13 protein-coding genes are annotated in these 14,384 nt (G+C 35.4%); 7 read left to right on the plus strand and 6 right to left on the minus strand.

Going from position 1 to position 14,384, the window contains the following annotated elements:
• Positions 1–34 precede the first annotated feature (34 nt).
• Positions 35–670, plus strand: a complete 636-nt coding sequence (locus CHSO_RS01190) for a carbonic anhydrase (protein ID WP_045491482.1) — start codon at positions 35–37, stop codon at positions 668–670.
• Positions 671–823: 153 nt separating this feature from the next.
• On the opposite strand, the gene pth is transcribed toward CHSO_RS01190, so the two are convergent.
• The 6 genes from pth to mfd form a co-directional block, all read right to left on the minus strand.
• Complete coding sequence (gene pth / locus CHSO_RS01195) at positions 824–1,387, minus strand: aminoacyl-tRNA hydrolase (protein ID WP_045491484.1); 564 nt, start codon at positions 1,385–1,387, stop codon at positions 824–826.
• Positions 1,388–1,472: 85 nt separating this feature from the next.
• The gene (locus tag CHSO_RS01200; RefSeq protein ID WP_045491485.1) at positions 1,473–2,414 is read right to left on the minus strand and encodes a hypothetical protein; all 942 of its coding nucleotides are present in this window, start codon (positions 2,412–2,414) and stop codon (positions 1,473–1,475) included.
• Positions 2,415–2,806: 392 nt separating this feature from the next.
• Positions 2,807–3,547, minus strand: coding sequence for a hypothetical protein (locus tag CHSO_RS01205; RefSeq protein WP_045491487.1), 741 nt, complete (start codon positions 3,545–3,547; stop codon positions 2,807–2,809).
• Between the two features lie 8 nt (positions 3,548–3,555).
• Positions 3,556–4,377, minus strand: a complete 822-nt coding sequence (locus CHSO_RS01210) for a hypothetical protein (protein WP_045491489.1) — start codon at positions 4,375–4,377, stop codon at positions 3,556–3,558.
• Between the two features lie 9 nt (positions 4,378–4,386).
• Positions 4,387–5,208: a hypothetical protein gene (locus CHSO_RS01215; RefSeq protein ID WP_045491490.1), complete on the minus strand. Its 822-nt coding sequence runs from the start codon at positions 5,206–5,208 to the stop codon at positions 4,387–4,389.
• A gap of 362 nt (positions 5,209–5,570) precedes the next feature.
• Positions 5,571–8,939 (minus strand): transcription-repair coupling factor, encoded by a 3,369-nt coding sequence (gene mfd, locus CHSO_RS01220; RefSeq protein WP_045491492.1) that lies wholly within the window; start codon positions 8,937–8,939, stop codon positions 5,571–5,573.
• Positions 8,940–9,188: 249 nt separating this feature from the next.
• Here mfd and CHSO_RS01225 point away from each other — a divergent pair, with 249 nt between their 5' ends.
• The 6 genes from CHSO_RS01225 to CHSO_RS01250 all read left to right on the plus strand — a co-directional run bounded on the left by CHSO_RS01225 (position 9,189) and on the right by CHSO_RS01250 (position 14,359).
• On the plus strand, positions 9,189–9,584 hold the full coding sequence (locus CHSO_RS01225; RefSeq protein WP_045491496.1) for a hypothetical protein: 396 nt from the start codon (positions 9,189–9,191) through the stop codon (positions 9,582–9,584).
• A gap of 179 nt (positions 9,585–9,763) precedes the next feature.
• Positions 9,764–10,066 (plus strand): hypothetical protein, encoded by a 303-nt coding sequence (locus CHSO_RS01230; protein ID WP_045491498.1) that lies wholly within the window; start codon positions 9,764–9,766, stop codon positions 10,064–10,066.
• Positions 10,067–10,203: 137 nt separating this feature from the next.
• Complete coding sequence (locus tag CHSO_RS01235) at positions 10,204–11,703, plus strand: GH3 auxin-responsive promoter family protein (protein WP_045491500.1); 1,500 nt, start codon at positions 10,204–10,206, stop codon at positions 11,701–11,703.
• 69 nt (positions 11,704–11,772) lie between these two features.
• Complete coding sequence (locus CHSO_RS01240) at positions 11,773–12,135, plus strand: hypothetical protein (protein ID WP_045491502.1); 363 nt, start codon at positions 11,773–11,775, stop codon at positions 12,133–12,135.
• Positions 12,136–12,227: 92 nt separating this feature from the next.
• Positions 12,228–13,463, plus strand: coding sequence for an MFS transporter (locus CHSO_RS01245; RefSeq protein ID WP_045491504.1), 1,236 nt, complete (start codon positions 12,228–12,230; stop codon positions 13,461–13,463).
• Positions 13,464–13,762: 299 nt separating this feature from the next.
• Positions 13,763–14,359 (plus strand): tetratricopeptide repeat protein, encoded by a 597-nt coding sequence (locus CHSO_RS01250; RefSeq protein ID WP_045491506.1) that lies wholly within the window; start codon positions 13,763–13,765, stop codon positions 14,357–14,359.
• Positions 14,360–14,384: the final 25 nt, after the last annotated feature.

Genomic DNA, 14,384 nt, shown 5'->3' on the forward strand with positions numbered 1-14,384 from the left:
TAAACTTAACAATTCAACAAACAACTAAAATTATATGAAAGCACATACATACGAAACTCAGTCTACCATTACTCCTGAAAAAGCATTAGAATTTTTAAAGGAAGGAAACCAAAGGTTCGTTAATAACCTTAAAGCCAACAGAGACCTTCTGGAGCAGGTAAATGCAACCCGTGAAGGACAGTGGCCTTTTGCAGTAGTTTTGAGCTGCATAGACAGCCGTACTTCTGCAGAATTGATTTTCGACCAAGGATTGGGTGACGTTTTCAGTATCAGAATTGCTGGTAATTTTGTAAATCAGGACATTTTAGGTTCTATGGAATTTGGCTGTAACGTTGCAGGTTCTAAACTGATAGTGGTCTTAGGACACACTAAATGTGGAGCTCTGAAAGGAGGTCTTGATGCAGCACAGATTGAAGGGATGGGCATGGATAACCTAAACCACCTTATCAATCATTTTAACCCAATTATCAATGACATCATTGAAGAAAATGAAGAACGTTCATCAAAAAACAGTTCTCTTTTAGAAAGACTTAATCACCAGAACGTAAAAAGTGCTATAGAAGACATCCGTAACCAAAGCTCAACACTTAAAAGGCTAGAAGAAGAAGGAAAAATTAAGATTGTTGGTGCTAACTACGATGTTGAGACCGGCGCAGTAAGCTGGTTATAGAATAATCAAGAGCCTTAAGCTACTTATTAAAAAAGTATAAAACATAGCTCAGATAAATTGATTGGAAATTAATTTAAATGCATAGCAGAAGGCCATCGGAAATCCGATGGCCTTTATTTATTCTTATAAAAACTGAAGCAGAAAAATGGCGAATTACTTTCCGTTAAATCCGGACATTGTATTGTTGATTCCTGCAAATACAAAGGAAAGACCTGCTTTTGAAAAAGTATCGATTCTTTCTGCAAGCTTTTCTGTTTCTTCTTCATTCCATGTTCCTAATACATAATCTACCTGGCGCCCTGCCGAAAAATCTGCTGAAATTCCAAAACGAAGTCTTGCGTAGTTCTGAGTCTGTAAAACTTCATTGATATTCTTAAGCCCATTGTGACCTGCATCCGAGCCTTTACCTTTCAGTCTCAGAGTTCCGAAAGGCAGTGCCAGATCATCTGTTACAATCAGTACATTTTCCAAAGGAATATTTTCTTTCTGCATCCAGTATCTCACAGCATTTCCGGATAAATTCATATAGGTATCTGGTTTAAGAACAAAAACTTTTCTGCCCTTATATTTGCCTTCTGCCATCCAGCCGAAATTAGCAGTATTAAATGATACTTCTAGTTTTTCAGCTATTTTTTCAGCAACTTTAAAGCCTATATTATGTCGTGTATTTTCATATTCTGAGCCTTTATTTCCCAGCCCAACGATTAAATATTTCATCAGAAATTTTTTGCAAAATTAAGAGATAAAAAATAAAAAACTCAACCTTAGGAAGATTGAGTTTAAATATTGTTGAAAAACTTTTCTATTGTGGTTTATAAATATAGTTTACACCATAGCCTTTTGTCATGTAAGTCTGTAGATCATATACATAATTTGTACTCATTACAATAGGTTGTGGAATATTTGCTGTAAGATCTGTTACCGACCATCTCTTAGGGCTATTGGGAGATAGAATTAAACTCTCTTTAATACTATTGTTAGTAGCCAATAATCTTGAGATTTTATATACCTGAGGCAATAAAGTGAACGGGCTGATCTGCTGATCATAAGCATAATATTCATAACCATATTTTTTAGTAGGAGTACCATACACAATTGGGTTATTGGATGTTACCGGTCCAGAAACATTAAGTACTTTGGACACGTTATCTCCCACATAAGTAAAATCTGATTTTGAATATTCTTTATAATTAATAGGACCTCCTATAGTCTCTTCACCTTTTATTGTAACAATAGACTCTAATTTTGAAGTACCTGCATTATAGGTTAAAGTATGAATGTACTTTTCTGAAGCAAATAAGGTTTGAGGTCCAGGTTTAGTGGAAGGTGGAACCGGCGGTGGTCTTCTGAAAACCGAACGGGTTTCAGAAATTGACTGCAGTCGGCTGTTATTTCCATAATTAAACTGTCTATCATAAGATATACTGTCTTTATCCAGTTTTCCGTCCCCATTAAGATCAAGAAAACCTCTGAAATTAATTTGACTGATTCGGTCTCCGCTGTACATAATATCTGTAATAGAAGCGCTGTCTGTGATAACTCTGTTCACAAGTAATCCGCTGTACTGATATTCTGCCAAAGTAGTTTTATCCGTAATTTCTTTATATAAAGCTCTTGGGCCACTCAGTCCGCCTGTATTATTCAGATCCAAAAGAGGATTCCCGTCTTCATCCAATAAATCTTTGCAGGAATGTATTGAAGAAAAGCCTGCAATTAATAAGATAAAATAGAAAATTTGTTTCATTTCCTGGTAATTGATTATTTTTTCACAAATATAATTTTTTTTTGCATAAAAATTATATGATTATTTATATTCTGATAAGATTAACAATAATAGTTCACCTATAATTTTTAATAGATAAAATTCAGATTCTGAGGGTTGCCATCATAATTGAATGTGGATTTCGATATTCTCGTATTGTATGAAGTGAAGCCAGCAAACCAAACGGAACAATACCGGCAATCACATTAAGAAAATAGTTTTTTACCATATATTTTTAATTTGTTCAAATATAATTCAATTTTGTACAATACAGACTATTCCAATCAACAAATTCACAAAGAATAGAGTCAATAAATAAAAAAATCTAAAAACATAACGTTTTTAGATTCCTATTTATTATATGAGCCTGACAATTAATAAGGCTGCAATACTGATGTTGTTAAAACAGATTGTGACATATCAGAATTAAGGGCTCCAGTATCTACAGCAGTTCCTATTCCCAGTACATTATTATTTAACGTTCTGTTTGTACAGGCTACTTTAACTGAATACTTGTTTTTTTGAATAAGATTCTCAAGTGTTGCATTAAGATTAAAAATCTTATAAGCCCCACTCTCTCCCTGCAATACATCCGCTCTCACTGCTTTAAGTTTATTATCTACAAAAACGCCACAGGCAAAACCTGCAGATGATGTACCGTTGTTTGCTTTTTGCGCAGTAGTCTGAAATGAAAATGTTACTTTATTGGAACCATTTGTTACAGAGAATGTATCAACAGCCTGAGGGATCACCGTCCAGCTACTTGTCAAATCATCATCTAAATTATATGGTATCGGGTTCCCGTTACTATTAAATACAACCCCTGTTTGATCCGACACTGTATTAATAGAATACAGAGACATACTTCCCTGTCCATCTGCTATTTTTATACTTTTCCAATCATTAGCAGTCATTGTAGAATTATTATGAAAGATATCTCCGCTATTCCCTGCTGATCCCTTTAATATATCTGTACCATTAGTTCTTAGTTCCCGTCTAACATTAATATCTCCATTTACATCTAACTTATTAACAGGATTGGGAGTATCAATACCGACCTGAGCCTCCATGAGCCCTACAATCAATAAAAATTGAACAAAAAATATTTTTTTCATAATTGGTCTTACTTTATAATCGGATTAAACACTTGTGGAATTTCATATACATCTACTTTCAGCGATGATTGAGTAATAAATTTATTAAGATTGCTACTTGTATTGACTCCTATAGCCAGTTTTCTGTTTTGAGCATCTCCATAGGATGAAATTCTTGAGCATGCTACACTCACATCATGCTCCCCTTTAGTAAGGTTTGTCACCATTCCGATTTGATTATGAGTAAGGAAAGTAAACTGTGCACTACTTGCCTTCAGATTATTCTGTCTCAAGCTGATTAGTTTATCATCTACAAAAATCCCACAGGCATAATCTATTGCGGTATCAGGAGTTCCATTGGCCGTGAAATTGGCCTGAACTACAGTTTCAAACTGAAAATACGTCTTGTTCTCATCGCTGAAAACCTGAATTTTATTAGATAGATCAACAATTTTTTTAAATGTAGGAAGAGTAGAAAAATTAGCTCCTTTTACAAAAGCTGCTGCTTTACCAGTACTTGTTGCTGGAGGTTGTTCACCAAATGTAAAGTCAACCCCAACTTTATCTGAAAAAGAGTTATTAAAGATCAAATAAAATTTATTTGGTTCATATTCAGGAATACGAAGAGTTTTCCAAATAGGAGCATATCCTTCTCCCTGAGAAACCAATAACTGGTCATTGTTTCCTAAAGAAAGACTATTATCTGTAGCATCTAGTACAGCAATTTTATCCCTTAGGTTCAAATCTCCGTTTACATCTAATTTCGATTTTGGAGATTCTGTATTAATACCCACCTGGGCAGAAAGCATTAATCCCGAGGCAAGAAATAAAGTCGATAATATATTTTTCATCAGTTCGTTTTAATTAGATTTATAGGTTACATACTCAATCACATCAATCTTCATGTTAGACTCTAATGTAAATGCATTGGATGCTCCATTAGAACTTTGAACGTCACGACCTATAGCAAACTGAGAATTCACATTTGAAGTACTGATTTTTCTGCATGCAATTTCAAGATTCTGTACTCCAACCGGAACATTAAGTTCAGTATAATTAAGAGTAAAAATATAATCCTGAATCCCTGCTTTTCCGCTATTATTAGTGGAAGCAACTCTATCAGGACGCACTGCTACCAGCTTATTATTTCTAAAAACAGCACAAGCAAAGCGTACATTCTCTGAAGTAGTAGATTGTGGAGCTTTCATTTCAATTCCGGTTTGAAATTGATACGTAAGTCTGTTTTTACCATTTTTAATGGTAAAGGTATTTTTAAGGCCATCAATTTTCACCCATTTACCTTTAGAAGCGTCATTGATGTCATCTCCGACACTATTTCTAGAAACACCATCTCCCTGCACAGTATTGGAAAGAACTGTTATTCCTACCTGATCCGATGATAAATAGGAATTGATCAGTTTATACTGACCTTCTTCCATAAAAGTAAGCGTTAATGATTTCCAAACTGGAGATTTACCTTCTCCCTGGGATACTAATACCTGTCCGTTAAGACCTGCATCCCCAACTGTAGTAGAAGTTCCACCTACTCTAAGTTCTTTTCTTAAAGTAGTTTTTCCATTCACATCGAGCGTTGATTTTGGCTTTGTGGTCCCGATTCCCACCTGTGCGTTGGCGTTGAAAGACAAAAGTCCAACTACATAACTAAAAATAATTTTTTTCATAATAAGGACTGCAAATGTACAAATTACGAATCGAAAAAATCCCAGTTATATTAGTTAAACCTATAGAAATAAACATATTACGCAATAGAATTATTTGTAATAAAAAGTAGAATTATTTCTACATTTCTAATTATTTCAGAAGAGAATAAAATATTAAAAACGCTTAAACAGCTTCTGTAAAGCAATTTAATCAATAGCGTTTTCTCATTTAAAAGTGACTTTAATGAGGTATTTCTCTTAAGGATGAATATTATGAAAATAAAAATATGATAACAATCATAAAAAAACCATATAAAAAAAATAAATTCTTATATGGTTTTATGCAATTTACCGGAAACTTAATAATTTTTTAAATCTAAATCTTAATTATGTTCAATGATAGCTTTTAGTAAGATATTAACCTCATCTACATTTTTCACCCTTTCTTTTCTCATCATCAGCTGATTCCCTTCCTTACCGGCTTTCTCCTTGAGCTGAGCTTCAGCAGGATTTTTTGTCAGATAATTAATGATATGCCTAAATCTGTCTGTCTGATAGAATTTATCCTGAGGATTGCTCGGGAAGTATCCTAAGAATACACCATTTTTCATTACAATCTTTTCAAAACCTATATCTGCAGCCAGCCATTTTAAGGAAACACTTTTCAACAGATTCACAGCTTCTTTTGGCAATGCCCCAAATCTATCAATCAGTTCAAGTTCAAACTGATGAATATCTTTTTCATTATTAATCTCTGCGATTTTCTGATACAGCAGCAATCTCTCTTCTGTATTAGAAATATAGAAATCTGGCAGCATCAATTCCAAATCTGTATCAATATTAACATCTTTTACAGATTTGAAAAGTTTTTGTCTGTCTTCTTCGTTTTCAAATAAATTTTCAAAATCAGCATCATCTTTCAATTCTTCAAGAGCTTCCTGCATTAGTTTCTGATAGGTTTCAAAACCCATCTCATTGATAAACCCACTCTGCTCTGCACCTAATAAATCTCCGGCACCACGAATCTCTAGATCTTTCATTGCAATCTGGAAACCACTTCCAAGATCAGAAAACTGTTCAATAGCTTCCAAACGTTTTCTGGCATCTGCTGTCATCATATCATAAGGCGGAGTAATCAGATAACAGAAAGCTTTCCTGTTGCTTCGTCCTACCCTTCCTCTCATCTGATGAAGATCTGCCATTCCGAATCGTTGAGCATCGTTGATAAAGATTGTATTGGCATTTGGAACATCTACCCCACTTTCGACAATGGTAGTAGAAACAAGTACATCATACTTTCCTTCCATGAAATCCAGAACATTTTTCTCCAACTGTTTACCATCCATCTGGCCATGCCCGGTAATCACCCTTGCATCAGGAACCAGGCGCTGGATAAGTCCGGCAATATCTTTAAGGTTTTCAATCCTGTTGTTAATAAAATACACCTGCCCGTCTCTCTGAATTTCATAAGAAATAGCATCCCGAAGTATCTCTTCATTGAAACCTATCAGTTGGGTATCTACCGGCTGCCTGTTGGGTGGCGGCGTTTTAATGACAGATAAATCTCTTGCCGCCATTAGAGAGAACTGCAATGTTCTTGGAATTGGGGTTGCGGTTAATGTAAGCGTATCTACATTATTTTTAAGCGTCTTCAGCTTATCTTTTACAGAAACACCGAACTTGTGTTCCTCATCAATAATCAATAATCCAAGATCTTTAAATTTAACCGAACTGCTCACCAACTGATGCGTTCCAATAATAATATCTACTTTTCCGTTTTTCAATGCATCCAGAGTTTCAGACTTCTGCTTAGCCGTTCTGAACCTGTTAACATAGGCAACATTGACCGGAAAATCTTTAAGCCTTTCCTTAAAGCTTCTGTAATGCTGGAATGCCAGAATAGTAGTAGGAACCAATACCGCCACCTGTTTACCATCTGTAGCGGCCTTAAATGCAGCGCGAATTGCGACCTCCGTTTTACCGAATCCTACATCACCACAAACCAGCCGGTCCATCACCGTATCCGCTTCCATATCTTTTTTCACATCTACAGTAGCTTTTTCCTGATCCGGAGTATCTTCGTAAATAAAACTTGCTTCCAGCTCATTCTGCAGGTAAGAATCTGGTGTGTAAGCAAATCCTTTTGCCGTTTTTCTTTGGGCGTATAGCTGTATAAGGTCAAATGCAATCTGTTTTACCTTAGCTTTCGTTTTTTGCTTTAACGACTTCCATGCTGGAGAACCAAGTTTGCTTAACACAATCTCTCTTCCATCAGGTCCGTTATATTTGGAGATCTTATGTAATGAATGAATGCTTACATATAGTAAATCTCCGTTTTTATAGGTCAGTTTAAAACATTCCTGAATCTTTCCGTCATTATTTACCTTCACCAATCCCATAAATTTCCCGATTCCATGATCAATATGGGCAATATAGTCTCCAATCTTCAAGCTCATCAGGTCTTTCAGGGTAAGCTGTTCTGATTTTGCAAAGGTATTTTTAGCTTTATATCTCTGATAACGGTCAAAGATCTGGTGATCGGTATATACCAAAAGTTTATGTCCATTGTCTACAAACCCTTCATGCAATTCAGACTTAAAGCTTTTAAAAGGAAGTTCATGTTCAAGCTCTTCAAAGATAGATTCAAGCCTTTCTTTCTGTTTTTCCGTTGAAAATGAAATCCAGGTATCAAATCCGTCTTTCTGCTTTTCTTCCATATCTTCAATCAAAAGCTCAAAGTTTTTATGGAAAGAAGGTTGTGGAAGCTGCTCCATTTTAATTTCAGCAATATCCTTTAATCCTTCAATAACCGCATTTCCAAAGTCAATGGTTTTGAATTTTTTATAATCAAATAAAAACTCCTGATCAGAAATAAAGAGTTCCTGTGGAGCTCTATGAGCAATATCTTTACTTAATGTTTCAAACTTTTCCAGGGACTTTTCATAGAATATTTTAATCTTCTGCATTCCTACCATTCCGTTTTTGGAAATCACATAACTTTCCTTAGGCAGCAGCTGCAGCAATGAAACCCTGCTTCCCGTAACCGAGAAATTCATATTGGATACCAACTGAAAATCTTTCACTTTATCTACCGAAAGCTGAGTTTCTATATCAAACGTTTTAATATTTTCAACCTCATTACCAAAGAACGTAATTCTGTAGGGCTTTTCGTAGGAATAAGAGAATACATCTACAATTCCACCTCTTACAGAAAATTCTCCTGGTTCTGAAACAAAATCTGTTTGCTGAAAATGATAATGATTAAGCAGCTCATCCACAAAATCAAAATCAAGCTGATCCCCTACTTTTATATGATGAGAAATAGCTTTAAAGTCTTCTTTCTTTAATACCTTTTCTGATAAAGCTCCAGCATAGGCAACAATTACTTTTGGAGATCTTCCGGAGTTTATTTTATTCAGCACTTCAGTTCTCAACACAAGATTAGCATTCTGTGTCTTTTCTACCTGGTAAGGCTCAAGGTGGGTAGCCGGAAAATACAGTACTTTTTCTTTCCCCAGCAAATCTTCCATTTCAGTATTGGCATACAATGCATCCTCTTTATCATCTACCAGATAAAGAATATTTTTTTTCTGAACCAAAAAAAGCTCAGCCACAAAAACAGAAACTGAAGATCCCGCACTTCCCCTCACGGAAACATGTTCACTATTTTCTAATTGGGTAAAAATTTCTTTCCCGAATTCTTTTTGCATAAGATCCGGCAGGAACTTTTCATTGATGGATTTTAACTGCATAAATAGTAATGGTATAAACGACAAAAACGATTTCGGGAGTTTTCCGAAACCGCATTAATACAATACAAAGGTAATGATATTTTTTTCTTCGAATCGCAACCTTTAGACTTTCAGATTTAAAATGAATTACTTAGCCATTTAAATCTTAATTTTTATTAATTTAATTAATTACCTGTTAAAAAAAATCGAATATTTTCTCATGGCATAGTGTTTGGGACTTTAAATAAACCAAACATTAAAAGTAGTATTATGAAAAAAGCAATGAAAATTCTAGGAGTGTTGATGCTGTTTATTTTTACAGCAGTATCTTTTTCGTCGTGCAGCAAGGATGATGACCCTGCAGACAACGACTTCTTTGCAGGAACCTACAAAGGAAGTGTATCTTATAAGGATGGAGGATCTACCAACATCAGCACTGATGCCGGAAGCGTATTTGTAACAAAGATTGCAAGTGGTACAAAATACAACTTCTCCTTCTCAAACAGCATTCCGAGTCTAAACGGAATAGAATTCAATAAACAAGGAGATAACACTTTGGTAATGGTAGGATCTACCGCAACATCTTATATTAGAATTGACAATAATACATTGAAGATTTTATACATCCAGGATGGTAAAACATGGACAGCCAACTGTACACGCTAAGCCATCTTCTATCTGTGCAAAAGCCTGTTCTCCTAATCGAAAACAGGCTTTTTTTATTCTACATAAAACTGCTTTAATTTTTTTTTAAGCTGTAATAAACTTTAGTTAAGTTTAAAAAACCAAAATTTTTAGCCTGCTTTTTGTATATCTTTATTCAACAAAAAATAAACAGTATTCCTATGAAAAAATTATTATCAGCAATGTCATTAGTTTTAGGACTAGGCCTTGCTACTGCTCAGCAGACTGCTCCCGCCACCCATACCACTCCTGCCCCTGTAAAAACTACAGCCACTAAACCAGCAGAAGTAAAAGCTGCAAAACCAATGGTTGCGAAAACAGCAAAACCGGCAGAGGCGAAACCAGCTCAGCCTGCCCCTGCTGCTAAAATGAAAAAAGACGGCACTCCGGACAAGAGATACAAAGAAAACAAACATCTGAAAAAAGATGGTACTCCTGACAAAAGGTACAAAGCAAACAAATAAGCATAACATCAACATATAGTTGTTATTTTCATAATCAAATTTCGAGAAAAGCCGATGGGATTTATTTCATCGGTTTTTTTATACTTTCCTCTCTAAAAATGATTCCATAGTTGTCTACTTATTTATAAATTTGAACCATGTTAAACTTCTTCAAGAAAAACGCTGCGCTTATCTGGGCAAAAAAACATGTTCAAAAGGCGGAGGAATTCAAAAAAAATGCAGAAAAAAACCAAGAGGATCTATTGATTTCCCTTGTCACCACAGCTCAAAAAACACTTTTCGGGCGGGAACATGACTTTGAAAACATCCGTTCTGTAAAAGATTTTCAGGAAAGAGTTCCTGTGTCCGACTACGAAGATTTAAAACCTTACATTGAAAGAGTAAAAAGAGGACAGGGAAATATTCTTTGGACGGATACTCCTGAATATTTCGCGAAAACTTCAGGAACAACCTCTGGATCAAAATACATTCCTATATCTAAAGAAGGAATGCCTTATCAGATTGCAGGAGCTCAAAGTGCTTTATTCCATTATATAAGCAAAAAGAACAGTGCGGATTTTGTTACCGGAAAAATGATTTTTCTGCAGGGAAGTCCGGAACTGGAAGAAGTTTTTGGGATTAAAACCGGAAGATTATCCGGAATTGTAGCACATCATATTCCTAATTATCTTCAGAAAAACAGATTGCCAAGCTGGGAAACCAACATCATGGAAGACTGGGAGGCGAAAGTAGACAAGATTGTTGAAGAAACAGAACATCAGGACATGACCTTGATTTCAGGGATACCGCCTTGGCTTATTATGTATTTTGAGAAACTGACTGAGAAAAACGGAAAAAAAATAAAACAACTTTTCCCTAACCTGCAGCTTATCGTTACAGGTGGAGTAAATTATGAACCCTACCGTGATAAAATGGAAGATTTACTGGGTGGAAAAGTAGATATTATTCAAACCTTTCCTGCATCTGAAGGATTCTTTGCATTTCAGGACGACTATACGAAGGAAGGACTTTTACTGCTAACCAACCATGGGATTTTCTATGAATTTATTCCATTGGAGGAATATGGAAAACCCAATGCAAGAAGATTAACCCTAAAAGAAATTGAACTTAACAAAGATTATGCCCTGATTTTAACTACCAATTCAGGGCTATGGGCCTACTCCATTGGTGATGTTGTGAGATTTATTGATAAAAATCCTTACAGGGTTCTGGTTAGCGGAAGAACCAAACATTTCACATCCGCATTCGGAGAACATGTAATTGCTTTTGAGGTAGAGGAAGCTCTGAAAACAACTCTAGAAAAATACCCGGCACAGATTACTGAATTCCATTTGGCACCGCAGGTTAATCCGAGTGAAGGTCTTCCTTATCATGAATGGCTGATTGAATTTGAAAAAGATCCTGCAAATGAGGAAGCATTCAGAAATGAGCTGGATCAGCAGCTTCGAAACAGAAACACCTATTATGATGATCTGATTTCCGGAAATATTCTTCAAAAGCTTCATATTACAAAACTGAAGAAAAATGCCTTCCATGAATATGCAAAGTCTCAGGGTAAGCTGGGTGGACAGAATAAGACTCCACGATTAGCCAACGACAGAAATATCGCTGATTTATTAGAAATTTACAAATTTTAGAGATATTTTTTCAATTCCAAAAACGTATATTCGAAAAAAATTATAAATTTGAAAAACTAAACGAAAATAATGAAAGCATCTGTACTGTTGAAATCGTCTTTATTAACGTCTTTATTTGTGATTACATCTTGCGCTACTACAAAATACAGCGAAGATATTTCAAAAAACAACTATTCCAATCTGGAAGCCGGAAAAGTTTACAAAGTTACCATGAGAGACGGGTCTCCGAAACAAAAAATATTATTCAGAAACATTGTTGGAGATAATCTTGTAGGCACAGCTGGAAAAAAAGACAGTACAGAGGTAATTATTCCTAAGTCTAATGTTGCAGCTGTGAAAGACAGAAGGAAGGCAAGAATTGCGGCAGGTGCCACGATTATCGGAGCGGCAGGAGTTGCTGCTATTGTACTTAGTTCTTCAAGAGCAGACTAAAATAGATTTTATCTTTTGATATATATTCAATATATCTGTTAAAAAATGATATACAGATAGCCTTAAATAAATTTTTAGGGCTATTTTTGTTCATGATTTCCTTTATCCCCTTACAAACTTTACAAAATATTGAGTTCAGAAATCTTCTTACCGGGAGATTTTTTATTGTTTTAGCCTTCAGAATGCTTGCCACTTTATTAGGATGGTGGGTATATCAATTAACCAAAGATCCTTTTTCAATTGGTCTTATCGGACTTTCGGAGGTTATTCCTGCCGTAAGCTGTGCCCTGTATGCAGGACATGTTATTGATATGAATGAAAAAAAGAGGCTGTTGCTCATCTGCAATTACGCTTATATTTTTCTGATCGGGCTTCTTTTAATTCCGGCTTTCTTCAACGTACAAATGCATTTTACAGGGCACGAGGTCACTTACTATATTTATGGAGTTATATTCTTTACAGGAATCGCAAGAGCCTTTATCGGTCCTATTGTTCCTTCTATGATTCCTAAAATTGTAAAGAAAGAGAACCTTCCGAATGCAGTCACCCTTAATCAGGCTACATTCCTTATCTCTTCTGTATGTGGGCACGCCATAGGCGGACTTCTTATCGGATATATTGGAGTACCATGGACACTGGTTGCAATTTTATCACTGATATTTATTGCCTCTCTGTTTTTCTGGCAGCTCAATAAACAATATTCAGAATATAAAAAAGAGACTGTAAATGTTGTGGAGAGCATGCGTGAAGGGATCTCCTATATCTTTAAGACAAAGGAAATTCTGGGAGCCTTATGCTTAGACATGTTTGCTGTACTTTTTGGAGGTGCCGTAGCAATGATCCCTGTATTTGCAACAGACATCCTGAATTCAGGAGCAGAAGGTTTCGGGTTACTGAATGCTGCTTCTGATATTGGTTCTATGTGCATCATTACTCTTTTATCTATTGTTCCTTTACGAAAAAACCAAGGAAAAATACTTCTTGCAGTTGTTACAGGGTTTGGAATCTGTATTATTGGATTTGGGTTATCCAAACTTTACTGGCTTTCATTTATGTTCCTGGTCTTAAGCGGAATGCTTGACGGTATTTCTGTAGTGATCCGAGGAACGATTGTACAACTTAAAACACCTGACCATATAAGAGGACGTGTATTGAGTGTGAATTCCATATTCATCATGTCCAGCAATGAAATGGGACAATTTGAAAGTGGATTAATGGCTAAAGTATTGGGGGTGGTTCGTTCTGTAGTATTTGGTGGATGCATGACCGTTCTGATTGCTCTAATTGTTGGAAGCACTAACTCAAAGCTAAGAAAGATGCAATATTAATAAACTTATTACCAATTGATTTAAAAACACCTAAATCAATTAAAATTAAATATATACAAAATAAGGATAGAAGATTTTTTATCCTTATTTTCATTTTATACCTTATTTATTGTAAAACAACCCACCATTCCTATTTCAAATCAAAAACCCCAAACACTCTTCTATTGCAATCTTCACATATTACAACTTAACAACAGAAATACAGTATTATAAAACAAGAATACATATTATTTAAATATATATCAAAATACATCATCAAACATTAATAATTTCATATATTTGCTACAAATATCCTCTTTATGAATAAAATTTTATTTATTTTAAGCTTTTTCGTGACCGGTTTCTGGGCAAGCGCTCAAACTTTCACCGACAAAGCATTACAACAAAGCGCTTCACAGCTCAACACCACCAACACCGAAGGTGATTACGACAAACTATTTAAGAAATTCACAGAAACTAACACTTCTGAAAAATGGCATGCTTTTTATTATGCCGCTGTTTCTATGTATCTTAAAGCGGAACTTTTATCAAAAAAATCCACTGCTTCAGCTATTCCTGCAAGTGTTACAGCAGAAAAATTTGCTCTTGGGGGGTCACTTTCCCAACCTGACAATCTGGAAAACAACATTCTTCTAGGGCTCATTACATTACAGAGCATACAATTAGGAGTGTACAATGATCCGGCAAAAGCAACACAAGAGGTTTCAAAATATATTGCGAAAGCAGAAAGTTCTGATCCGAACAATCCAAGATTAGCGATCCTAAAAGCAAAATCAGCTGAAAAATCTGGTAACACGACCGAAGCTGAAGCTCAATATCAAAAAGCTGCAACAGGATTCACAACCTTGAGCTCTGTACCTGGATGGGGTAAGCAACTTATCCCTGGAAATAAATAATTTACTTTAAGTATTCAATTTTAAA

The organism is Chryseobacterium sp. StRB126 (genome assembly GCF_000829375.1).
GTDB lineage: Bacteria > Bacteroidota > Bacteroidia > Flavobacteriales > Weeksellaceae > Chryseobacterium.